Origin of the sequence: Staphylococcus intermedius NCTC 11048 (assembly GCF_002902385.1) — a bacterium.
GTDB classification, from domain to species: domain Bacteria; phylum Bacillota; class Bacilli; order Staphylococcales; family Staphylococcaceae; genus Staphylococcus; species Staphylococcus intermedius.
In genome coordinates, this window is sequence record NZ_PPQH01000040.1 from 73,472 (window position 1) to 98,328 (window position 24,857).

Genomic DNA, 24,857 nt, shown 5'->3' on the forward strand with positions numbered 1-24,857 from the left:
CAGTTTTTCAACTTATGATTTGATTATGTTTAATGACCGTGAGACTATAAAAACAATGACTATTGTTACAAATACAGGAAAGGTTAAGTTCATTACAAAAACGAATGATTACGATACAAAAATATTTTCTAGAATTTGTGAAAAAGCGTTTAAAAAGACAGGAAATCAGCCTATTAAGGATGTTAATATTGAAAAAGCATTAAGAAAACTATACAATAAAGGTATTATAGAATATAAGGTTAGGTGATTATATGAAAAGGGAAATGCCGCTAGGGTTAGACCTTCCAATTTCTGCTGAAGAGGCAGCTAAGGCGTTCTCTGCGATATTAGAAAGAGAAGAAAAAAAAGAAAAAGCAGAAAAAGAAAAGCAACGAAAACAAAACAAACGGAAATAAGCACCTGATGAAACAGTAAATCATTCATCCAGGTGCTCTTTTTATACGCATTTTTAAGCGACTGTGCTGCAGTGGCTTTTTTTTATTGCCCAAACCGTGCTTATGGCGTTAAAAGATGCAAGTGTAGTCCACACCATGCAATGACATAAAACTTGCAAGAGTAGATTTAAATGAGGTGCGAAATATGAAAGAACAATGGTTAAAGTTAAGCTTACAGTTTTTTAATGATGCGGGTACTGAAGCAAATGCGGAAGCAGATAATACTATAGAAAATAGCGAATCGGTTGATGAAACGAAAGATACGGAACAGTTGACTGAGGCGCAACTTAAATTAGTGAATGATCGTGTGAATGAAGAGATGCAACGACGTACGAAAGCGATGCGTCAACAGATTCAAGATGAGTTGACAGAGAAACAAAAAGAGGCCGATAAGTTGCGTAAGATGAATGCAGAACAAAAGCATCAATATGAGCTTGAGAAAACAGAAAAAGAGCGTGACGAATATAAAAAGCAACTTGAGACATATAAAATGTGCCAAGAAGCGACGTCGATGTTAACGGATGCGGGGATGCACGTACCTGATGCATTGTTGGATTTAGTCGTGAAAGATACGGCTGAAGACACAAAGGCGACTGTTGACAGTTTTGTAGCATTTGTGAATCAAGAAGTACAACGTCAGTTAGAAAGTAAAGCGACACAAAGCCATGTTGTTGGAAATCATGTGACAACACCGAAGCTTGAAACTGATGAAACGTGGAAAACATTTTTAAATTAAGTAAGGTTGATTTGATGATGAAATTTAATTTAAAATTCAATTTACAATTTTTTGCTGATGCGGCAACGTGTGGAAATGCAACGCCTGCAGCTGCTAAAACAAAAGTACCGATGGGTGAGACAAAATTAAAAGAGAAGCATACTGGTATTGTTAAATCGGTGACTGATGCGAAGTCTTATGCGACACCTGCATTGATTACTGATGATGCGATTTACATGGAGGGGCGCTCATTCACTGTCATGAAAGGTGATGTAGCTGAATTACGTGATTATGACCGCACACAAGCGAATCACATGGACAGCCCGAAAATTACTGAACGCACGTACTTCTTAGACCAAGAGAAGTACTGGGGTCGTTTTATCGATAAGCTCGATAAACGTGATACAGAGGGCAATATTGATGTGAATGATGTGGTTGCGCGTCAATCAGCTGAAGTGGTCGCACCGTACTTAGATAATTTACGTTTTAAAAATATTGCTCAGAATGCGAAAGAACACATTGCGGTTGCTGCTAAAAAAGAATACGATGCGATTTTGTCTGTCACTGAAAAAATGACGGATGATATTGCGCCAACAAATGGAACGTTATTCGTATCGCCTGCATTCTACACTAAAATTAAGCAGCTCGTTATTGCATTGCCACAAGGTGATAACAAGCAACAAGTGTTAAGTCAAGGTGTATGATGAGTAATTAAATAAGATAACTAACCAAAATAGGGGGCAGGTGTTTGACTTAACGTTATTCTAACCTGATTTTGAACGCAAAAAAAACACCAAGTATAAATATATACTTGGTGTCCGAAAAATGACAGATTAACGTGAGTAGTACTCAACGATTAATTGTTCATTGATTTCAGCTGGTAATTCGCTACGTTCTGGAAGGCGAACGAAAGTACCTGTTAAGTTATCAGCATCGAAGTCTAAGTAATCAGGAACGAAATTGTTGATTTCTACTGATTCTTCGATGATTGCTAATTTACGTGATTTTTCACGAACAGAAATCACTTGACCTGGTTTTAATGTGTATGATGGAATGTCAACACGTTTACCGTCAACTTCTACGTGACCGTGACCTACTAATTGACGTGCTTGACGACGTGTACGCGCTAAACCTAAAGCGTATACTACAGCGTCTAAACGGCTAGCAAGTAAGATCATGAAGTTTTCACCGTGAACACCGCCTTGTTTACCAGCGTTTTGGAAAGTGTTACGGAATTGACGTTCAGTCATACCATATAAGTAACGTAATTTTTGTTTTTCACGTAATTGTAATCCATACTCAGATAATTTTTTACGTTGAGTTGGACCGTGTTGTCCTGGTGCGTAAGGACGTTTGTCTAATTCTTTACCAGTACCTGATAATGAGATACCTAAACGACGAGATTTTTTCCAGCTTGAACCTCTGAATCGAGCCATAATGTGACTCCTCCTTTTTCTTTTTTGTTGTTATGAAGAAACAAAAAAGAGTGTTGAATGCCCAATAGGATATAATGTTTTATGTATCCTCACCTCATAGCTCCGGTTACACGACACGTCCGCTTTGGGAACATTATAGCGCCTATCAATATTCAACTGCTATTTTCGTTAATTCACACAAAGGTTATTGTATCATGATATACACAAAAGTCAAACCTTATTTAAAAATGATTAAAGATGTGTTTCTAAAACTTTCACGACATCTTCTAATCCCGCTTCGTCTGTTTCTGAAAAACGTGAAGGAATAGGGGCATCAATATCTAATACGCCAATCACTTCACCGTCTTTATGAATTGGAATGACGATTTCAGATTGACTGTTCGCATCACAAGCAATATGTCCAGGGAAAGCATGAACATCTGCGACACGTTGCGTTTGATTTTCTGCAACAGCTGTCCCACATACGCCTTTTCCGACTTCGATATGCACACATGCAGGTTTACCTTGGAAAGGCCCTAAAATCAATGCACCATCTTTCATTAAATAAAAGCCGACCCAATTAATTTGTGCTAAATTTTCATTTAATAACGCAGACGCATTACTTAAATTTGCAATTAAATCTTTTTCACCCTCTAACATCGCATCGAGTTGACGGGATAAGAGATGATAGTCTGTTGATTCTGTCATGCAATTCACTCACTTTCTTGTCATTTTATTCCATATTATAAGCTAACTCTTGAATGCGACGCAATTTTCTGAGATATTTTGATAGAACTGCAAAAAACTGCAATTTATTTTAAGATTTTATTTTAACGCATCCTTAAATTACGTTATAATAGTTTTATGTATTTAGGAGGAGACGAGTGGACATGGCATTATATATTATACTAGCGATTATCATTGTTATTTTGATTGCAATCGGTGTTTTATTTTACATGCGATCAAACAAAAGGTCGATTATTCAATCTGCTGAAGAGAGAAGAGAAAAATTAAATGCATTGTCGTATGATGATAGTTTGGAGAAATTGAAAACATTACACTTATCTGGTGAAACAAAAAATCAATACGATACATTAAACCAATCATGGACGGACACAACGAATAACTATTTGGCACCTGTAGATGAAAAAATCCATGAAGCAGAAATGAATCTAGATAAATTTAAGTTTTCATTAGCACAAACGGATATTAATGATGCACATGCATTAATGGATCAGTACGAAGCGAAACATCAGGAACTCATTAGTAAGGCGGATGAAGTTTTTGATATGCATCAACAGAGTGACGAAATTTATGAAAGAAGTAAAGATGAACACCGTAAATTGAAGCGCGATGTCCTTGCAAATCGTCATCAATATGGTGAAGCTGCAAGTTTACTGGAAAAAGAAATTGAAGGCTTTGAACCAGAATTCGAAGTGTATGAGACATTGAAGGCGGAAGGAAACTACCGAGAGGCCCACACACATATTCAAGGCTTAGATCAAGATATTACTTATTTAAAAGAGGATATGAGTGAGATTCCTGAATTAATGCGTGAAGCACAAAAAGAACTGCCAGGTCAATTTCAAGACATTAAATATGGCGTACGTGATTTGAAAGTAGAAGGTTATGATTTGGATCATGTGAAGGTCGATAGTACATTACAAGATTTGAAGACAGAGTTGAGTTTTGTTGAACCGATGATCAGTCGCCTAGAGTTAGATGAAGCGAACGATAAATTGGTACAAATAAATGACCGACTCGATGAAATGTATGACTTAATTGAACATGAAGTCAAGTCGAAAAATGCCGTAGAGGAATCTAAAGAACGTATCACAAATGATTTGTTCCATGCCAAAGATATGAATTACACGTTACAAACTGAAATAGAATATGTACGTGAAAACTATTATATCAATGAAAGTGATGTACAAAGTGTGCGTCAATTTGAAAATGAGATTCAAAACTTAATTTCAGTGTATGACGAAATTTTATCTGAAATGGCGAAATCATCTGTACGATACAGTGAAGTCCAAGATAACTTGAAATATATTGAAGACCATGTTGAAGTGATTAATGCGAAACAAGAAAAGTTACAAAATCATCTCGTGTCATTAAGAGAAGATGAAGCAGAGGCAGAAGAACATATTTTACGTGTCCAAAGTAAAAAAGAAGAAATTTATCGTCGTCTACTTGCTTCAAACTTAACGAGTGTGCCAGAGCGCTTTATCATCTTGAAAAATGAAATTGATTATGAAGTGCGTGACGTCAATAAACGTTTCAGTGAGCGACCAATTAATGTGCAACAATTGAAAGATAAAGTGAACAAAGTGGTCCTTCAAATGAACAAATTTGAAGATGAAGCGAACGATGTGCTCATTAATGCGGTGTACGCGGAACGTCTCATTCAATATGGGAACCGTTATCGTAAAGACAATCATGATTTAGATAAAAGTTTGAATGAAGCAGAACGTTTATTCAAAAACAACCGCTACAAACGTTCAAGTGAAATTTCTGAGCAGGCACTAGAACAACTTGAGCCAGGCATCGCGCAACACATTGAACGAGAAGTGTTAGAACAACAATCTTAATATACACATGCAATATTGCAATAACCCATGCATCTATCGTAGTACGCGTAACTATGATAGGTGCATTTTTTATTGTTTGAGATAAAAATTAGCGGTGCATTATTTGCATCAATCCGAAAAGTTGACCGAAGTCATAAAATTTTAGAAAATATCGAATGGATATGACATCAACCCCACGACTTGTAGTACAATGTAAAATGATATTTAAAGAGAGGAAGTCTGCACATGTTATATTTTGATAACGCAGCGACGACGAAACCTGATGCATCCGTGTTATCGAGTTTTATGAAAGTGAACGAAAAGTTTTTTTATAATCCGAATAGTCCGCATGAAAAAGGGCAAGAAGTCGAACGTTTGCTACAAAATGCAAGAGACCAAATCAAATCGACTTTGAAGTTAAATGATGAAACACTCATTTTTACGAGCGGGGCAACAGAGTCGAACAATATGGCTTTAAAAGGGGCAGCGCATCAGAAAAAACATTTTGGACGCACCATCATTACGTCATTACTTGAACATCCTTCTGTATTAGAAGTGATGCGTGAATTAGAGCGTGAAGGTTTTATATTGAAATATGTCAATGTCACAGCTGAGGGCGGCATTGATATCGAACATTTAAAGTCACTGTTATCGAATGATGTGATTTTAGTGACGTGCATGCAAGTGAATAATATTATGGGGCAAATCCAACCCATTGAAGAGATTGTGTCATGCTTAAAAGCTTATCCAAAAGTACATTTTCATGTTGATGCGGTTCAGGCTCTTGGGAAATGGCCGATTCAAATGGCAGGCATTGACAGTTTATCGTTGAGTGGTCACAAATTTAATGGTTTGAAAGGTCAAGGTTTACTTATTTTAAAAAACTTGCATCAAATTTATCCGATCATTCAAGGTGGCGGTCAGGAATTTGGTTTACGTAGTGGAACGGTCAATGTTGCCAGTGATGTGGCGTTGGCGAAAGCGATTCGATTAGCTGAAGATCATCGTGAAGCATTAATGCAAACGTTAACAGATTTTACGCGTGCATTGCGTGAGATGATTCAAGACTATCCAGGTGTTGTGATCAATTCGCCTGTGGATGCCTCCCCACATATTTTAAATATGGCGTTTCCGGGTGTCCGTGGTGAAGTGTTAGTCAATGCCTTTTCGAAACAAGGAATTATGATTTCGACGACGAGTGCTTGTTCATCCAAACATTCCAATGTGAATGAAGTATTAAAAGCGATGAATATTTCGGTGTCAAACATATTAGGGAGTATTAGGTTGTCATTTGATCGACATACAACCATGCAAGATATTGAAACGTTTAAAGCAGCGTTTCATCAAGTATATAGAGAAGTTGAGGAGTTGTTAGAAAAATGATTTATGACCATATATTAGTCCGTTACGGAGAATTGACATTAAAAGGTGGCAATCGTAAGACATTTGTCAGCCAGTTACGTTCAAATGTGAAACGTGCACTCATGCCATTAAAAGGATATGAAGTGAAAGCCAATCGTGATCGTATGTACATTCAATTAACACCAGAAGCAGATATTGAAGAAATGATGACACGTATTTCGAAAGTTTTCGGTGTGCATTCAATTAGTCCAGTTTTAAAATTAGAAAAATCGATGGAAGCAGTGTATGACCATGCGAGATTGTTTGCGCAAGATTATGCAGCGGGGGACAGTTTCAAAATCGAAGTGAAGCGTTCAGACAAGACTTTTGAATACGAAACATTTGCGATTCAACGTATGGTCGGTGGAGAGGTGCTTAAAAGTAATGAATCCCTACATGTCGATGTACGTCAACCCGATCATGAAATCAAAGTAGAAGTGCGTTTAGATGCGATTTACATGTATGACCGTATTGTTCCAGCGATTGGGGGCTTACCTGTTGGAACTGGGGGTAAAACACTCCTCATGTTATCAGGTGGTATTGATTCGCCGGTTGCTGGTATGGAAGTGATGCGTCGTGGCGTGACGATTGAAGCCATCCATTTTCACAGTCCGCCATTTACAAGTGAAAAAGCGAAAGAAAAAGTGATTGAATTGACACGCATTATGGCAGAAAGAGTGGGTTCAATTCGTCTCCACATTGTGCCATTTACAGAAGTGCAAAAGCAAATTCATAAAGTCGTACATGAACGCTATACGATGACTTCAACCCGTCGCATGATGTTAAGAATTGCAGATAAAGTGGTGCATCAAATCGGTGCGGACGCCATCGTTAACGGTGAAAATCTAGGACAAGTGGCCAGTCAAACTTTGAAAAGTATGTATGCCATCAACGCTGTAACGAACACGCCGATTTTACGCCCATTATTGTCATTAGATAAAGAAGAAATCGTGAAAAAGGCAAAAGATATCGGAACATTTGAAACATCTATTCAACCTTATGAAGATTGTTGTACGATTTTCACACCGAAAAATCCAGTGACTGAACCGCAATTTGAAAAAGTATTGCAATATGAATCTGGTTTTGATTTTGAAGAGATGATTGACAGAGCAGTAGCCAATATTGAAACGATGGTGATCGATAAAAACTATCAACTCCATCAAGATGAACAAAACGCATGGGATGACGATTTGTTCTAAAGGGGGATAAACAATGATTTTAGAATGGGATGGGACACTAATTTTAATTATCGTTGGTTTAGGTTTTTTAGCGGCATTTATAGATGCTGTCGTTGGTGGGGGTGGCTTAATATCAATTCCTGCATTGCTTGCTATTGGAATGCCACCCGCTGCTGCATTAGGAACAAATAAATTAGCGAGCGCATTTGGGTCTTTGACGAGTGCGATTCGCTTTATTCGTTCAGGCAAAGTGGACTTACCAATCGTTTTCAAACTGTTTCCTTTATCATTTATCGCTTCGATTCTTGGTGCGATTGTTGCGGTTTATTTACCTGCTGAACTCTTGAAGCCGCTCGTGATTGTCATTTTGTCATTGGTGCTCATCTATACATTATTGAAAAAAGACTGGGGAAGTATTCGTACATATTCTACGTTACCTTTGTATAAACTCATTTTATTTACTTGTCTCATCATTGTGATTGGCTTTTATGATGGTTTTCTTGGCGGTGGGACAGGATCATTTCTGCTCTTCGTATTTTTATTACTCGGCTTTGATTTTTTAAGTGCAGCGGGGAATGCGAAAGTATTGAACTTTGCCTCAAACTTAGGCGCATTGCTCTTGTTTATTTATTTAGGCCGTGTCGATTATGTCTATGGACTCATTATGGGTGTCAGTATGATTGCGGGTTCATATGCCGGCGCGATGTTTGCACTCAAAAAAGGTGTCGGGTACGTCAGAATTTTGTTTGTCGTGGTTACAATTGTTCTGATTTTAAAAAACATCTGGGACTTTATATCCACGCATTAATGAGCGTGTTATCGTTACTGTAAGGAATCAATTGCTAAATTCATATGATTTCTTGCAGTAATTTAACGTAAAAATGATATTTTTTTGTTATGATAAATTTGAAAAACCAATCGAAAGGAAGTTGATTATGTCAAAAAGGATCATAGCGATTATATTAGCGAGCGTCATCGTACTGGGCGGTATTTTAATGAGTGCCATGACATCCGTTGTATCCTCTTTTATGAGTGGTGATTTTAACATCACTGAGGGAGCATCAAGTACAGTGCTTGAAGAAGGAGACAGTGGTAAAAGAATAGCCGAAATCGTCGTACAAGGCGAGATTATCGATACTGGTGCAAGCGGCGGATTGTTCGGTGGAGGCGCAGGTTATAATCATCAAGCTGCTTTAAAACAACTTGAAACGATTAAGAATGATGATTCAATTAAAGGCGTGTTGCTTAGCGTCAACAGTCCAGGTGGCGGTACATATGAAAGTGATGAGTTTTATCAAAAAATAAAAGAAGTAAAAGATTCTGGCAAAAAGATTTACGTACAAATGGAAAATTTAGCAGCTTCTGGTGGTTACTACATTTCAGCACCTGCCGATAAAATCTATGCAGGCCCTCAATCGTTAACAGGTTCAATAGGTGTGATCTCTGAGTCAAAAGATTATTCAGAGCTGTTGGACAAATTAGGTATTAAAACAAACACGATTAAATCTGGTGCACATAAAGATATTTTAAGTAGCTCACGTGAAATGACAGATGAAGAAAGAGAGATTTTACAATCAATCAATAAAGACAGTTTCGATCAATTTGTAAATGTCGTTAAAGAAGGACGACATATGTCCGAATCCAAAGTGCGTAAATTAGCAGATGGGCGTATTTATAGTGCCCAACAAGCGAAAAGTAATGGTTTAATTGACGATATTGGTTATAAAGATCAGACTTTAAAAGACTTAAAGAAAGCGATTAAAGTTGACAACCCAGAAATCATTACTTTCGATCCTGAAGAGAGTAGTTTAACGAGTTTCCTAGGTATGAAATCATTCATGAATGGTTTGCGTGCAGATTTGAAAGATGTTAAATCAATCATTAACAATGAATCACAAACACGACCAATGTACAAATACGAAGGGTAGGTGATTGAGATGCAACGTTCGAATGAGTTTAATTATAATCCGTCTCAACCTCGCCCAGAAAATTCACGACCTATACATGGAAATGATTCAGAGGTGCGTGCAACACAAACTTTAGAAAAGCACCGTTATGAACTCGATGGATTTTTCTACGCAGGATTTGGAAGACGATTTTTCAGTTATATTATCGACCTCGCGATTTTATGGGGGTTCACACAAATCGTGTTAAACCCTATTTATGCTTTGACGGGTATCGATAGTTGGAAGTTATGGATTGATTATTTCAGTGTCGGACATTTGGTAGACGCGTTGATATACTTCGCTTATTTTGTATTGTTGACAAAATACTTTCAACAGACTGTCGGCAAAATGATTTTAGGTATTAAAGTGTTTCGCAGTGATTTTGCCACAATGAACTGGTCTGACGTGTTGTTTAGAGAATGGATAGGCCGCATCATTTCGAATGTCTTTTTAGGAATACCTTATTTAGCCGTACTTTTCACGCCTAAACATATCGGTGTCCATGACTATTTTGCGGATACAGTCGTTGTTAAAAATAAATACCTACATTATATTAAAGAATCTGAAGGTGTCTGACGTGATAACGAATGGTTAACACGATATAATAGTAAAGTAATCTTATTAAGGGAGGCACTTTTAATGGCACAAATTACATTTAAACAAAACCCTGTTGAATTATTAGGTCAAGAGGTTAACGTTGGAGACCAAGCTCCAGATTTCACAGTAGTAGACAATAGTTTACAACCCGTGACACTTGCGAAATATGATGGTAAGAAAAAGTTAATCAACGTTGTTCCATCTCTTGACACAGGTGTATGTGATCAACAAACACGAAAATTCAATGTAGAAGCAAGTGCTGAAGATGGTTATGTATTAACATTGTCAATGGACTTACCATTTGCGCAACAAAGATGGTGTGCATCAAGTGGATTAGACAACGTCATTACATTAAGTGATTATCAAAGTCGTTCATTTGGTGAGAACTATGGTCTTATCATGGACGGTTTACAATTATTAGCACGTTCAGTATTTGTATTAGATGAAAATAATAAAGTGGTATATAAAGAGATTGTACCAGAGGGTACGGATTTCCCTAACTTTGAAGCAGCACTTGAAGCTTATCGCAACATTTAATTGATGATCACTGCCAAGTATAGTGGAGATTCGGAATAGCAGAATTAACTTGCATTTAACAAGTTTTTCAGACATGAAATATCTCTGTGAATAGGTGATTGAATCAATCAATGTTGATGAAGCGAACAGAGGGAGATTCAGAAGTCACATCAATGACATGTGCTTCTGAAGTACTCCCTTATTTTTATGAAAGGACGATGAATAATGACTGAAAGTACCTCTATTATGGAAACATTATTTCATCAACTCGATGAAAGAACACAAAAATTAAACGAAGAAAACGGTCAAAGCTTTATTGAAAATTTAGGTTTGGCAATGGAACAATTGTACACGTCTGAGCGTGATTTATTGGAACAAGCCACATTGCAAGATAGAAGAAAAGCATTTCAATTTGCGTATCTGAATCAGCTTCAAAAAGAGGAAGTGCAAGCGAATCATCAAATTACGCCTGACTCAATCGGTCTCATTTTAGGGTTTTTAGTGTCTCAATTTAAAGAAGGTACAGAAGCTTTGCATATTGCGGATTTAGGCAGTGGTACAGGGCATTTAAGTGCAACCGTTCATGAAGTGATGGCAGATTTTACTATCATGCATCATTTAGTTGAGGTTGACCCCGTACTTTCTAGAGTGAGTGTACATCTCGCTAACTTTTTAGAAATCCCATTTGACGTTTATCCTCAAGATGCCATTATGCCATTACCTTTTGATGGTGCGGATGTTGTGATGGGCGATTTACCAATTGGATATTACCCGAATGATGCACGTAGTGAACAGTTACAGTTAGGTTTTGAAGAGGGACACAGTTTTGCACATCACTTGTTTATTGAACAGGCAATCGAAGCGGTAAAGCCGTCGGGGTACGTTTTCCTCGTTGTACCGAGCCAACTATTTGAAGGTGATCATGTGAAACAGTTGGAAAATTTTATTGCAACAGAAACTGAGATGCAAGCATTTCTGAACTTACCGAAAACATTATTTAAAAGTGAACGCGCACAAAAGTCAATTCTAATTTTGCAACGTAAAGAACAGAATGTGACGAAGCCAGTAGAAGTTTTATTAGCCAACATACCAGATTTTAAAAACCCGCAAAACTTCCAACAATTTTTATCTGAACTTAAAACGTGGTTGTCATAAAAATCAACCTAAAAATTAGGCTGTTACACTCTTGAAATGAAACTGTATTAATGGTTAAATAGATGTGAATAAAATATATATATTGGAGGCCGTTGACATGTCAAAGTTAATTTTGGCGATTAACGCTGGTAGTTCATCATTGAAGTTTCAATTAATTGAAATGCCAGAAGAAAAATTAATCACTAAAGGTTTAATTGAACGTATTGGTTTAAAGGATTCGATTTTTACAATTGAAGTGAATGGTGAGAAAATTAAAGAAGTACAAGACATTAAAGATCACGAACAAGCTGTAAACATGATGTTAGACAGCTTACAAAAACATGGTGTGATTAAAGATATTAATGAAATCGATGGAACAGGTCATCGTGTCGTACATGGTGGTGAATTGTTCCCAGAGTCTGCATTAGTGACAGACGAAGTGATTAAAGATATTGAAAAATTAACAGACTTAGCACCACTTCACAACCCAGCAAACTTAATGGGAATTCAAGCATTTAGAAAACTGCTTCCTGAAATTCCACATGTTGCGATATTCGATACATCATTCCATCAAACAATGCCGGAATCAGCATATTTATATAGCTTACCTTATGAATACTATAAAAAATATGGTATCCGCAAATATGGTTTCCACGGTACAAGTCATAAATATGTGTCACAACGTGCAGCTGAAATGTTAGGAAAACCACTTGAAGAATTACGTATTATTTCATGTCATATTGGTAACGGGGCTTCAATTGCTGCAATCGATGGTGGTAAATCAATCGACACGTCAATGGGCTTTACACCATTAGCGGGTGTAACAATGGGGACACGTTCAGGTAATATTGACCCAGCATTAATTCCATTCTTGATGGAGAAAACAGGTAAAACAGCTGACGAAGTTCTTAACATTTTAAATAAAGAATCAGGTTTATTAGGTATCACTGGAACGTCTTCAGACTTACGTGATATTGAAGAAGATGCCAAAGAAGGAGAAGAACGTGCAGAGTTAGCATTAGAAGTGTTTGCTTCACGTATCCATAAATACATGGGTTCATATGCAACACGTATGCACGGTGTCGATGTGATTATCTTCACTGCGGGTGTAGGTGAAAACTCAGATGCAGTTCGTTCACGTGTATTAGAAGGTTTAGAATTTATGGGCGTTTACTGGGATCCACGTAAAAATGAAGGTTTACGCGGTAAAGAAGCTGAGCTCAACTACCCACATTCACCTGTTAAAGTATTAGTGATTCCTACGAATGAAGAAGTGATGATTGCACGTGATGTCATGACTTATGGTAACTTAGAAGGGTAAATTTGATTTTGCATAAAATAAAAAAACAGTATGAGGTATGATTTTATCGTGCTTCGTACTGTTTTTTAATATTTGTATATGTTGAGAAGGCGACTTCTAAATCGGCATGATTCATTAATGATGTAACAAAAAAGAGGCTTGGACATTAATGATATCCCAGCCCCTTCCTTTAATGAACGACCTATAAGACGCATAGGCAGTTCGTGTTTAATTTTAAGGGTTTCATTAAATGCTGAAATCTTTTAATAACGCATCTGTTGCAACTTTTGGTTCAAAGTTTTCTGGAATTTGCTCAGTACGTACAACTAATACATCACATGCTGAATGACGAACAATCGCTTCAGATACAGAACCAACGATGAAACGTTCTACCGCATTTAGTCCTGAAGTACCGCACATCACTAAATCAACTTCTGAATGTTCATCACTTGCTAATTTTGGAAGTACAGATTTAGGTGATCCAAATTCTAAACGTGTTTCTACATTTTGAATTCCTTCATCTTGTGCCACTTGACGGTAGCCATCTAATAATTTTTCTGCAAATGATTTAGATTTTTCTGTGAAGTGAGAATCGTAAACTTCAAAAGATGTGTAAGTTCTTGAGTCGATCACATTCACAATAATCAGTTTGGCATCATTACGCTTTGCAACCGCAACAGCTTTGTTAAATGCCCATTCTGCTTCATGAGAACCATCAACAGCAATTAAAATATTTTTGTACATATACATGGCCAAAACCCCTTTCTTATTTCATCTTTATTATAACATATCATCTCTCAATTTAAGTGAAATTTATATGAATTAAAAATCCAAAAATTGTTATGATTGCGCTTACATTGTGTATGCGTTATCATAAGTTCTGGAGGTGCAAGGAGTATGAGAATTGGAATTCCGAAAGAGATAAAAAATAATGAAAATCGTGTTGGTTTATCCCCAAGTGGTGTACATGCACTTGTAGAAGCTGGACATGAAGTGTTCGTCGAAACAAAAGCAGGTGAGGGCTCTTATTTCGAAGACGCGGATTACGTTCAAGCAGGTGCAAACATCGTAAATCGTCAAGATGAAGTTTGGGATGTCGACATGGTCATTAAAGTTAAAGAACCATTGAAAGAAGAGTATGGATACTTTAGAGAGGGACTCATTTTATTCACATATCTTCACTTGGCAAATGAACCTGAATTAACGAAAGCGCTCATCGATAAAAAAGTTGTAGCCATCGCATATGAAACAGTACAACTTGGTGATCGCTCGTTACCATTACTTACACCTATGAGCGAAGTAGCAGGACGCATGTCTACACAAATTGGGGCGCAATTTTTACAACGCTTTAATGGGGGTATGGGCATATTACTTGGAGGTATTCCAGGTGTCCAAAAAGGTAAAGTGACGATCATTGGTGGGGGACAAGCAGGTACAAATGCGGCGCGTATTGCACTTGGACTTGGTGCGGATGTGACTATTTTAGATGTAAATCCGAAACGTTTACAAGAATTTGAAGACCTTTTTGACGGTCGTGTGCAAACGATTATGTCTAACCCTTTAAATATAGAATCACATGTCGTAGAAAGCGATCTTGTCATTGGTGCTGTATTAATTCCAGGGGCAAAAGCACCGAAGCTTGTCACTGAAGACATGATTAAGAAGATGAAAGCGGGTTCTGTAGTGGTCGACATTGCGATTGACCAAGGCGGTATTTTCGAAACAACAGATAAAATTTCGACACACAATGATCCAACGTATATTAAACATGGTGTCGTTCATTATGCTGTTGCGAACATGCCAGGCGCAGTGCCGCGTACTTCAACGATTGGTTTAAATAATGCGACATTACCTTATGCATTACAAATTGCGAATAAAGGTTATCAACGTGCGTTAACAGAAAACGTGCCACTGTCACACGGTTTAAATGTGTTCAATGGATACGTGACAAACAAAGCTGTTGCTGAAGCGTTCGACTATGATTATACGCCAGTGACTCAAGTATTAACGGAAGTATAACCAAACATTTTTGAAATTATGAAAAGACGAGTCAGGAGATAAAACGTTTCCTGAAACTCGTCTTTTTTTAAACCCATAAATTTAATGAGTGTTTAAGTTTTAACAATATGTGTCCCGTGAACTTCTTGAAATGGGAATAGTTCTAACAATGCATCTAAATTCTCATAATTCAAGCCGCCACCGGGCATAATTTCAATTTGCCCTTTTGATTGTCGGACCCATTTTGCAAGTTGCGGTAAGTTGTCAAAGAGATTCGACTGTGCAGGCCCTCCATGCGTCAGTAATCGTGTCACACCCAAATCCATCAACTGTTGTAAGGCTTTAGATTGGCCAGCAGGATAAATATGATCAAAGGCCATATGACATACAACGCGTATCGGGGCCGCGAGTTGAATGAGTGTTTGCATTTGAAATTGATGTAACGTATCTTCATCTGTTAAACAACCGAATACGAAATAATCAATCGGCAATGTTTTAAGTTGTCGTATGTCGGCTTGCATCGATTCAAATTCATACCAATTGTAGACAAACGAACCGCCACGAGGTCGAATCATGACAGCTAGTTCAGCGCCATACAGTTGGCACATGTCACTCGCAATTTTAACCATGCCATAACTCGGTGTTGTACCGCTGTCATGCATGTTTTCACATAATTCAATTCGATCGGCGCCTGCTTTCAGTTTAGCTTCAACTTCTATTAAAGATGATGCGACCGCTTCCTTAATCATTTTGCATATCCTGACAATGATTCATAGCCATTTTCAGTGACTAAAATATCATCTTCAATGCGGACGCCTGCTACATTTGGTACATAAATACCAGGTTCAATGGTCAACACCATACCCACTTCAAGTGGATTTTCGTTTGTACTTGAAATATCTTGGTATTCGTGTGCCTCAAGACCTAACCCGTGTCCTAAACGGTGAGGGAAGTATTCACCATATCCTGCTTCTGTAATAATACCTCTCGCAATATCGTCAAGTTCACTAATTGTGACACCTGGTTTGATATGTTGGATGGCTTCTTGCTCTGCTTTTAATACGATATTGTAAATTTCTTGTGCCTTAGCATCAGGTTGTCCAAATGCGACAGTACGCGTAATATCACTGCAGTAATGGTTATAAATTACACCTAAGTCAAACAACACATATTCGTTATTTTTAAGTTGTCGATCTCCAGGTGTGCCATGTGGTGCCGCTGCATGGTCTCCGAATAATACCATCGTGTCAAAGCTCATTTCATTGACACCGTATTTTTTGATTTCATTTTCAATATGATTCACGACTTCACGTTCTGTGACGCCTTCTTTTAAAAATGCTACACCAATTTCCATACATTTGTCCGCTAAATTTGCCGCATGTCTTAAAGTTTCGATTTCATCTACTGTCTTAACGTTTCGCAATGTTCGGATTACTGGGTCAGCGGCTTTAAATGTTTGTACAGAAAAGGCTTTTTGAAGTGCGTGATAACGTTGAACGGTTAAATGATTTTCTTCAATCAACAATTTTTCATACGTTTCTTGATGTTTATCGAAAGGATTTTCTGTGTCTAAGTATCCGATGATATCACCTTTAAATGGAGAGGCTTTGACTTCTTCAACTTCCAATTGAGGACAGAATAAAATTTGTTGACCATCTGCACGAACTAACAATGCAAATAATCGTTCATGGGGTTCAGATTTGTAGCCTGTAAAATAAAAAATGTTAATAGGATTGGACACCCACATTGCATCCGCTTCTTGTTCTTTTAACGTTTGTACGAGTTGTTCTATTTTTGACATAAAAACGCCTCCTTTATTTCTTCATATTTATTTTAAGTCAGTTGTTTTGAGAATGCAAAATGCGCATTCATGAATGTTTAATAGGCAGTTGGGACGTGAATGAAAATAAGAGACGTGATGTTGTTTTTTGACATAAGAATTAGGAGGATTGCTTTAATAGGGTGCTTTTCGTAATGTAAATTTTAGATTTATGACGAAGACCCTGATAATATAAAAGTTAGGAATCTGTATTACACATGATGAAGGAGGATGCGACATGAAATTATCTTTTCATGGTCAATCGACTGTATATTTTGAAGCAAATGGCAAATCAGGTATCATTGATCCATTTATCACAGGAAATGGACAATCAGATCTAAATATTGAGGACTTAAAAGTGGACTACGTGATTTTAACACACGGTCACGAAGACCATTTTGGAGATACTGTTGAAATTGCAAAACGTAATAATGCAACAGTCATTGGTTCTGCTGAAATGGCGAACTATTTATCAACAAATCAAGGTATTGAAAATGTGCACCCAATGAATATCGGCGGAAAATGGACGTTTGATTTTGGTGTTGTCAAATTTGTTCAAGCGTTTCATAGTTCAAGTTTAACAGATGACAATGGTATTCCGATGTACTTAGGGATGCCGATGGGTGTGATTTTAGAATTAGAAGGTAAAACCATTTATCATACAGGGGATACAGGCTTATTCAGTGATATGAAGTTAATTGCTGACCGTCATCCTGTAGATGTATGTTTTGTGCCAATTGGTGATAATTTTACGATGGGGATTGAAGATGCAAGTTATGCGATTAATGAATTGATTCAGCCAAAAATTACTGTGCCGATTCATTACAATACGTTCCCATTAATTGAACAAGATCCGGAAGCGTTTAAGCAGCTTGTGAATGTAGGGGAAGTTCAAATTGTAAAACCTGGTGAGACAGTAGAACTTTAGAATTGTTTTTGATTGTTTTTACACAGCTGTATTGATATGGCGTGTTAAATTAAAAGATTGTGGTACTATTCTTCATTAAGGGAATGAATTGTTTGACTTATGGTTTGGCTTATTTGGGCTCCCGTTCCTAGGCGCCTCACTTCAACTAACCAACGCTATGATTTTACTGTTACATTTTTTAGTAGAAGCGTTGGTGGATTTTCAGTTTCGGCTCAATGCCTCAGGAGTGTCGCCCATGCGCCCACCTTAAGTCAAACATTCGATTAAAAGTGAAGAATCGTTCTGACAATCTTTTTTATATGCGGTTTATCGATAAATCATGTTCTAAAAGACTTCAGTTACAAAATACAATTCTAAAATGTGCTAATTTGGATAGGTGGTACTATTAGAAGGGGTTTTAATGGATACAGGTCAATGGTTGGGCTGTGGTGTGATTTTACATGCAATTCCAAAGTATGGCATCATATTTGAGGCTGAAACGCATTGGGTAGTTACAACATATAGGAAGGAGCTGGGACACAGTTGAGTTTCCCAGCTCCTTTGCTACAACGAGCGAAATCGTCATATAGAAATGTATAATCAATAAGGTTAATAGAACTTGAAATGTTTGATTTCCGAGCTCCTTAATTCATGGCGATTTCTATAATCAAAATGAATATGATTCAAATTGTGTCGACTCAGTTGATTTACTTTGTACTTTGTCGACGATTTTTCATTTATTTCACAATGAGTACAGGGATTTTGGCACGTTTTGCTACTTTATGGCTCACGCTACCTAATACGAATTTTTTAGACGCTTCTGCTTTACGGTTACTTAACACGACGATATCGTATTTCCCACTGTTCGCATAGTTTACGATTTTTTCTTTTGGATTGCCCCGTTCGATAATTTCTTCATATTGCAAACCATTTTGTTCTAACGTGTCTCGAGTAGCTTGCATTTGTGTGTGACGAATTTCTTTAAGCTCCTCATAATGCGTACCCATTTTGACAGAAGCTTGGACGTCTTGTTCTCCGATGATATTGAGCAAAGTCACAACGGAGCTGTCGCCAGAAATTTTAACAACTTCTTGGAGCGCTTTTGCATTTTTTAAATCTGTATCCACTGCAAGTAAAATATTTTGATGCATCTCTATCATCCTCCTTAAAACTAGTGTAACAAAAAAATTGGTAAAAGTGATTCAATACATTTTTGATATTTCTTTTGACATCAAATACCTTAAACCGACACTATTTTAACCGGTTTAAAAAGGACTTAAACATTTATGACTTATCACTTCGCATTACAATTTGAAAAACGTTATAATAAAAGAAATAAAATGGATGATATGGGGATTGAAACGAAACTTACCAGACAATCGAGGGGTATTTATTTTAAGTTGAATGGCAAACTTTTACATAAAGGCATCATATATTTTTATGACATGACATAACAATAGAGGGAGATACATGACAAAGCACGAACAAATCATTAAACATATTGAATCATTATCTGTAGGGCAAAAAATTTCGGTCCGTAAAATTGCGAAAGATTTGGACGTCTCAGAAGGTACAGCATATCGCGCGATAAAAGATGCGAGTCAACGTGGGCTAGTAGCAACTATTGATCGTGTCGGTACCGTTCGTATCGAAAAGAAAACGCGTACCAAAATGGATCATCTTACCTTTGGAGAAGTAGCAAAAATCGTGGATGGTCACTTGATTGGCGGTAAAGGAGGGCAATTTAATTCACTCACTAAATTTGCGATAGGGGCGATGGAAGTCGATAATGTCGTTAACTATGTCTCTAAAAATACATTACTGATTGTGGGAAACCGTCTTGATGTACAAAAGGCAGCGCTAGAACGTGGCAGTGCCGTCTTGATTACAGGTGGTTTTGATACCACTGATGAAATTAAGAAAATGGCAGATGAACAAAACCTACCCATCATTTCTTCCAATTATGATACATTTATGGTTGCCAATATTATCAATAGAGCAATGTACAATCAAATGATTAAAAAAGAGATATTAGTTGTTGAAGATATCGTGATTCCAATCGAACAAACGTCTTACTTATACGACGACATGACAGTTGCAGATGTGGGCAAAAAATCACGTGAAACGTCACATTCACGTTTTCCGATTGTGGATCGTGAAAACAAGTTGGCAGGGTTAATCACGAGTAAAGACATTATTGGTAAAGATTTAGACGAAAAACTTTCTCGTGTGATGACGAAACCCGCAATTAATGTCCAGTTAAATACGACAGTCGCAAGTTGTGCGCATTTGATGATTTGGGAAGGCATTGAGTTGTTGCCAGTCACAGGAAATCAAAAGCAACTTGTCGGCGTCATTTCACGTGAAGATGTTTTAAAAGCAATGCAAATAGTAGGGCGCCAACCACAAGTGGGTGAAACGATTAATGATCAAGTGGCGAAACATATTGAGATTCGTAATCAGCACATCATCGTCGAAGTCACACCACAACTAACGAATCAATTCGGGACATTGAGTAAATCTGTATCAGTAGCGATTATCGAAGAAACGATTAAATCAGTGATGCGAAAATATAAAAAATTAGAGGTCATGATTGAAAGCTTAAATATTTTTTATATTCGAACTGTACAAATTGAAAGTGAAGTAGAAGTGGATTACACCATTTTAGATATGGGACGTAATTTTGCGAAGTTAGAAGTAACGATGTTCAGTGGGAAACATCCTGTTGCGAAAGCATTAATTATGTGCCAATTATTAGATCATTAAGGAGCGTTAAGTATGCAATTTATTCAAGAAATTCAAAAACAAATTCAACAATATGACACCATTATTATTCACCGTCATGTACGACCTGACCCGGATGCGTTAGGCTCACAGTTTGGATTAAAAGAATACCTTAAAGTGAAATATCCGACTAAAAATATATATGCTGTTGGAACGGAAGAACCCACGCTTGCATTTATGGGAACATTGGATACGATTGATGATGAGCGATATGATGAGGCACTTGTCATTGTGTGTGACACGGCCAATGCTGCACGTATTGATGATGTCCGTTACGATTTCGGCAAGGCACTCATTAAAATTGACCATCATCCTCCAGTAGATGCGTATGCAGAAATCAATGATGTTGATGTAACGGCTTCATCTACAAGTGAGATGATTTTCGATTTCATACAAGGTTCTAACGACTTGGCGTTAATGAATGAAAAAATCGCGAGTGCATTATATTTAGGAATTGTCGGTGATACTGGACGCTTTTTCTTCAATAATACGTCGCCTAAAACGATGACGATTGCAAGTCAGTTATTACAGTATGACATTCATCACAATCGATTATTGAATCAACTTGGTGAGAAAGATCCAAGGTTAATGCCGTTTCATGGCTATGTACTGCAAAATTTCCAACTTTTTGATGATGGCTTTTGCCAAGTGAAAATTACGCATGATGTATTAAAGCAATTCAACATTAAGCCCAATGAAGCGTCGTTATATGTCAATGCAGTGGCTGATTTGAAAGGCTTGAAAATATGGGTGTTTGCAGTAGATGAAGGTGAAGATATTCGCTGTCGCATTCGTTCAAAAGAAATTACAATTAATGACGTTGCAGCTGATTTTGGTGGTGGGGGTCATCCAAATGCTTCGGGTGTGTCCGTCAGTACATGGGATGAATTTGAATTATTGACCCAAGCACTACGTCAAAAACTATAACAGGTTAAAGAAGGTGACTTAACGATGGTTGCACATTTAAATATTCATACGGCTTATGACCTTTTAAATTCAAGTATTACAATCGAAGGCGCCGTTCAACGTACTATGGAATTAGGATATTCAGCCATCGCGATTACCGACTTGAATGTCATGTATGGGGTACCTCAGTTTTACGATGCGTGTATCGCGCATGGCATGAAACCTTTATTAGGGATGACCGTTTATCTCACTGATCAATTGAATGTATTAGAAGCTGTCGTCATCGCTAAAAATAATGAAGGATTGAAAAATTTATTTAAATTGTCCTCTGACATTAAAGTGAATCGTATGAAACATGTGTCGATTTATGAAAAGAAAGATTTGTTTAATGATACAGTGGTCATTTTTAAAAATATGACGAATCAAGAAAAGCATTGGCAAGATGAGATGCCGAACGGTGCCACGTGTTATATTGATCATCAATCTGCCGTAGATGGTGCATTGCCAAAAGTATTGATGCAAGCAGCTTACTATGAAAAAGCGGAAGACAAAAATACATTAAAAGTACTACATGCGATTCGTGATAATACGAAAGTAAATTTGGTGGATTCATACGAAACACCCACTGAACATATTTATGATATTGATGCCTTATATGAACAACAGTATGCGGAAGAATGGCTCGCACGGACAGATGAAATTGCGAATATGTGTGATGCAAAACTGGAGTATCATCAAGCATTGTTACCTGAATTTGTGACACCAGATGGCAGTTCAGCTAATGCCTACTTATGGGCTGAGTTAGAGCGCGCACTGGTCAATTTTGACTTAACAGAACCACAGTACCGTGAGCGTTTAAAATATGAATACGACGTCATTACACAAATGGGCTATGCGGATTATTTTTTAATCGTTAGTGACTTGATTCGTTATGCAAAATCAAACGGCGTCATGGTCGGTCCTGGACGGGGCTCTTCAGCGGGTTCATTAGTGAGTTATTTATTAAATATCACGACCATTGATCCGCTTCAATATGATTTGCTGTTTGAACGATTTTTGAACCCTGAGCGTGTGACGATGCCGGATATCGATATCGACTTTGAAGATACGCAGCGTGAAAAAGTCATTCAATATGTACAACAAAAATATGGTGATTATCGCGTTGCTGGCATTGTGACGTTTGGCCATTTACTTACGAAAGCTGTTGCACGCGATGTCGGTCGGGTGATGGGTTTTGATGAAGCGACTTTAAGTGAAGCATCTAAATTAATTCCAAGTAAGCTTGGGGTCACATTAGATGAAGCTTATCAAGAGGAACGTTTCAAAGCATTTGTACATCGAAATCATCGTCATGAACGATGGTTTGAATACTGTAAAAAATTAGAAGGGTTACCTCGTAATACGTCGACACATGCGGCAGGTGTGATAGTCAACGACCAACCGCTTTATCGGTCTATTCCGCTCACTGAGGGGGAGACGGGATTACTGACACAATGGACGATGACTGAGGCAGAACGTATTGGTCTATTAAAAATCGACTTTTTAGGCTTGCGGAACTTAACCATCATACATCAAATCATTAAACAAGTGGCACGTGATTTGAAAGTCGACATCGATATTGAACAAATTCCTTTTGATGATGCGCACGTATTTGAGTTGTTGTCTCGTGGTGATACGACAGGTATTTTCCAACTCGAATCTGAAGGGGTACGGCGTGTATTACAAAAATTACAGCCCGAACATTTTGAAGATATTGTTGCGGTGACGTCGCTTTATCGCCCGGGGCCAATGGAAGAAATTCCAACGTACATTCGTCGTTGTCATGATCCAAGCCAAGTGACGTATTTACATCCAGATTTGGAGCCGATTTTAAAACGTACATACGGGGTGATTATTTACCAAGAACAAATCATGCAGATTGCGAGTCAGTTTGCAGGGTTTTCTTATGGTGAAGCGGACATTTTACGTCGTGCGATGAGTAAAAAAAATAGAGAAGTCCTTGAAAATGAGCGTCAACATTTCATTGATGGTGCCAAAGAAAAAGGGTATGCAGAAGCTTTGAGCGGTCAGATTTTTGATTTGATCTTAAAGTTTGCGGACTATGGTTTTCCACGTGCGCATGCAGTCAGTTATTCAAAAATTGCCTACATCATGACTTATTTAAAAGTGCATTATCCTGCTTATTTTTATGCCAATATTTTAAGTAACGTGATCGGTAATGAAACGAAAACGAATATGATGATTCAAGAAGCCAAACAGCAACAGATTACAATTCATGGTCCTCATATTAATAAAAGTCAATGGCGGTATGTCGCAACACGTGAAGGCGTCTATATTTCATTAGGTGCAATTAAAGGTGTTGGTTATCAAACTGTTCAAACAATTATGAGTGAGAGACGTGAACAAGGTCCATTTAAAGACTTTTTTGATTTTTGTGATCGTATTCCTGGACGATTAAGAACACGTCGTACATTAGAAGCACTGATCTTAACGGGGGCAATGGATTGTTTTGGGAAAAATCGTGCAACATTATTACAATCGATTGATAAGGTGTCGGATACAGATTTCAGTATCGATACTGATCTCCTAGCAAGTGTCGCAACGATTAAACAAGAATATGCAGAAACTGAAGAAATGCCAAGTCAACAGTTAAGTGATTATGAAAAACAATATTTAGGCTTTTATGTCACAGCACACCCAGTTGAAAAAGCATTTAACGAAAAGCAATATCTTGGTATTTTTCAACTTCATGCTCAAGCAACGCAGCAACCGATACTCGTTACTTTAGATGCTGTGCGGGTGATTCGAACAAAGCAAGGTCAGCAAATGGCTTTTGTTGAGCTGAATGATGGAATATCAACAATAGATGGTGTCCTATTTCCAAAAACGTATCAGCAGTTAACTGGCACTTTAGAGACATCAAAGTTCTATATCATTTGGGGCAAGTTTGAAAAAAGGCATGATAAACTGCAATTGATTATTGACCGATTGACCACTTTAGAAGCCTTTGAAACAGAGAAAAGACAGCAAACACGTAAAATTGTGATTCGAGAAGGTATGACAGATGTGCTACAACAACAGTTTTTAACTCAAACGCCAATCAACAATGGTGTTGCAGTGTATCAATATCAAGAAAGTGATCATACATTTCTATTTAAAGGATATTTATTACAACCAAATACCCATTTAGATGCACTTTTATCAATGATTGAACCTGAACATATCCGTTTGTTATAA

The 24,857-nt window shown here is 37.5% G+C and carries 23 protein-coding genes and 1 pseudogene; 18 read left to right on the top strand and 6 right to left on the bottom strand.

Annotated elements, in window-relative coordinates:
* The 4 genes and pseudogenes from CD138_RS14675 to CD138_RS14680 form a co-directional block, all read left to right on the top strand.
* A pseudogene (locus CD138_RS14675) lies at window positions 1-247 on the top strand (minor capsid protein); the annotation flags it as partial.
* Between the two features lie 4 nt (window positions 248-251).
* Window positions 252-395 carry a hypothetical protein gene (locus CD138_RS14230; protein ID WP_019167926.1) on the top strand — a complete coding sequence of 48 codons (144 nt, stop codon included), beginning with the start codon at window positions 252-254 and terminating at the stop codon, window positions 393-395.
* 184 nt (window positions 396-579) lie between these two features.
* Window positions 580-1,170 (top strand): DUF4355 domain-containing protein, encoded by a 591-nt coding sequence (locus tag CD138_RS09090; RefSeq protein ID WP_096559676.1) that lies wholly within the window; start codon window positions 580-582, stop codon window positions 1,168-1,170.
* Window positions 1,149-1,853 (top strand): hypothetical protein, encoded by a 705-nt coding sequence (locus CD138_RS14680; RefSeq protein ID WP_258026501.1) that lies wholly within the window; start codon window positions 1,149-1,151, stop codon window positions 1,851-1,853. Before CD138_RS09090 ends, CD138_RS14680 begins: the two co-directional genes overlap by 22 nt.
* 129 nt (window positions 1,854-1,982) lie before the next feature.
* Here CD138_RS14680 and rpsD read toward each other — a convergent pair whose 3' ends face one another.
* Together rpsD and msrC are read right to left on the bottom strand one after the other, a co-directional pair.
* Window positions 1,983-2,585 (bottom strand): 30S ribosomal protein S4, encoded by a 603-nt coding sequence (gene rpsD, locus CD138_RS09100; protein ID WP_019169431.1) that lies wholly within the window; start codon window positions 2,583-2,585, stop codon window positions 1,983-1,985.
* 231 nt (window positions 2,586-2,816) lie between these two features.
* Window positions 2,817-3,272 (bottom strand): free L-methionine (R)-S-oxide reductase MsrC, encoded by a 456-nt coding sequence (msrC, locus tag CD138_RS09105; protein WP_019169432.1) that lies wholly within the window; start codon window positions 3,270-3,272, stop codon window positions 2,817-2,819.
* 182 nt (window positions 3,273-3,454) lie between these two features.
* Here msrC and ezrA point away from each other — a divergent pair, with 182 nt between their 5' ends.
* The 9 genes from ezrA to CD138_RS09150 all read left to right on the top strand — a co-directional run bounded on the left by ezrA (window position 3,455) and on the right by CD138_RS09150 (window position 13,227).
* Window positions 3,455-5,155, top strand: a complete 1,701-nt coding sequence (gene ezrA, locus CD138_RS09110; RefSeq protein WP_026066915.1) for a septation ring formation regulator EzrA — start codon at window positions 3,455-3,457, stop codon at window positions 5,153-5,155.
* 225 nt (window positions 5,156-5,380) lie between these two features.
* Entirely contained in the window at window positions 5,381-6,517 is a 1,137-nt protein-coding gene (locus CD138_RS09115; RefSeq protein ID WP_019169434.1) for a cysteine desulfurase family protein, read from the top strand.
* Complete coding sequence (thiI, locus tag CD138_RS09120) at window positions 6,514-7,734, top strand: tRNA uracil 4-sulfurtransferase ThiI (protein WP_019169435.1); 1,221 nt, start codon at window positions 6,514-6,516, stop codon at window positions 7,732-7,734. Before CD138_RS09115 ends, thiI begins: the two co-directional genes overlap by 4 nt.
* Before the next feature lie 13 nt (window positions 7,735-7,747).
* Entirely contained in the window at window positions 7,748-8,521 is a 774-nt protein-coding gene (locus CD138_RS09125; protein WP_096559678.1) for a sulfite exporter TauE/SafE family protein, read from the top strand.
* A gap of 127 nt (window positions 8,522-8,648) precedes the next feature.
* Window positions 8,649-9,641 (top strand): signal peptide peptidase SppA, encoded by a 993-nt coding sequence (sppA, locus tag CD138_RS09130; protein ID WP_019169438.1) that lies wholly within the window; start codon window positions 8,649-8,651, stop codon window positions 9,639-9,641.
* 9 nt (window positions 9,642-9,650) lie between these two features.
* On the top strand, window positions 9,651-10,235 hold the full coding sequence (locus tag CD138_RS09135; RefSeq protein ID WP_019169439.1) for an RDD family protein: 585 nt from the start codon (window positions 9,651-9,653) through the stop codon (window positions 10,233-10,235).
* A 63-nt stretch (window positions 10,236-10,298) separates the two neighbouring features.
* Window positions 10,299-10,793, top strand: coding sequence for a thiol peroxidase (gene tpx, locus CD138_RS09140; RefSeq protein ID WP_019169440.1), 495 nt, complete (start codon window positions 10,299-10,301; stop codon window positions 10,791-10,793).
* A 204-nt stretch (window positions 10,794-10,997) separates the two neighbouring features.
* Window positions 10,998-11,927 carry a class I SAM-dependent methyltransferase gene (locus CD138_RS09145; RefSeq protein WP_026066917.1) on the top strand — a complete coding sequence of 310 codons (930 nt, stop codon included), beginning with the start codon at window positions 10,998-11,000 and terminating at the stop codon, window positions 11,925-11,927.
* Between the two features lie 97 nt (window positions 11,928-12,024).
* A complete protein-coding gene (locus CD138_RS09150) occupies window positions 12,025-13,227 on the top strand; it encodes an acetate kinase (protein ID WP_019169442.1) in 1,203 nt (400 codons plus the stop codon).
* Window positions 13,228-13,452: 225 nt separating this feature from the next.
* Here the strand turns inward: CD138_RS09150 and CD138_RS09155 are convergent, their stop codons facing one another.
* Window positions 13,453-13,956 carry a universal stress protein gene (locus CD138_RS09155; RefSeq protein WP_019169443.1) on the bottom strand — a complete coding sequence of 168 codons (504 nt, stop codon included), beginning with the start codon at window positions 13,954-13,956 and terminating at the stop codon, window positions 13,453-13,455.
* 147 nt (window positions 13,957-14,103) lie between these two features.
* On the opposite strand from CD138_RS09155, the gene ald reads away from it, so the two are divergent.
* Window positions 14,104-15,225, top strand: coding sequence for an alanine dehydrogenase (ald, locus tag CD138_RS09160; protein ID WP_019169444.1), 1,122 nt, complete (start codon window positions 14,104-14,106; stop codon window positions 15,223-15,225).
* A gap of 92 nt (window positions 15,226-15,317) precedes the next feature.
* On the opposite strand, the gene CD138_RS09165 is transcribed toward ald, so the two are convergent.
* Window positions 15,318-15,953 carry a copper homeostasis protein CutC gene (locus CD138_RS09165; RefSeq protein WP_019169445.1) on the bottom strand — a complete coding sequence of 212 codons (636 nt, stop codon included), beginning with the start codon at window positions 15,951-15,953 and terminating at the stop codon, window positions 15,318-15,320.
* A complete protein-coding gene (locus tag CD138_RS09170; protein WP_019169446.1) occupies window positions 15,950-17,005 on the bottom strand; it encodes a M24 family metallopeptidase in 1,056 nt (351 codons plus the stop codon). The genes CD138_RS09165 and CD138_RS09170 overlap by 4 nt, the downstream gene beginning before the upstream one ends.
* Window positions 17,006-17,261: 256 nt before the next feature.
* Between CD138_RS09170 and CD138_RS09175 the strand changes: the two genes are divergently transcribed.
* On the top strand, window positions 17,262-17,951 hold the full coding sequence (locus CD138_RS09175; RefSeq protein ID WP_019169447.1) for a metal-dependent hydrolase: 690 nt from the start codon (window positions 17,262-17,264) through the stop codon (window positions 17,949-17,951).
* A gap of 716 nt (window positions 17,952-18,667) precedes the next feature.
* On the opposite strand, the gene CD138_RS09180 is transcribed toward CD138_RS09175, so the two are convergent.
* On the bottom strand, window positions 18,668-19,081 hold the full coding sequence (locus tag CD138_RS09180) for a universal stress protein (RefSeq protein ID WP_019169449.1): 414 nt from the start codon (window positions 19,079-19,081) through the stop codon (window positions 18,668-18,670).
* Between the two features lie 319 nt (window positions 19,082-19,400).
* Here CD138_RS09180 and CD138_RS09185 point away from each other — a divergent pair, with 319 nt between their 5' ends.
* The 3 genes from CD138_RS09185 to CD138_RS09195 are packed head-to-tail and all read left to right on the top strand — an operon-like array spanning window position 19,401 to window position 24,857.
* Entirely contained in the window at window positions 19,401-20,696 is a 1,296-nt protein-coding gene (locus CD138_RS09185; protein ID WP_019169451.1) for a DRTGG domain-containing protein, read from the top strand.
* Window positions 20,697-20,708: 12 nt separating this feature from the next.
* Window positions 20,709-21,641, top strand: a complete 933-nt coding sequence (locus CD138_RS09190) for a DHH family phosphoesterase (protein WP_019169452.1) — start codon at window positions 20,709-20,711, stop codon at window positions 21,639-21,641.
* A gap of 24 nt (window positions 21,642-21,665) precedes the next feature.
* Window positions 21,666-24,857 (top strand): DNA polymerase III subunit alpha, encoded by a 3,192-nt coding sequence (locus CD138_RS09195; protein WP_019169453.1) that lies wholly within the window; start codon window positions 21,666-21,668, stop codon window positions 24,855-24,857.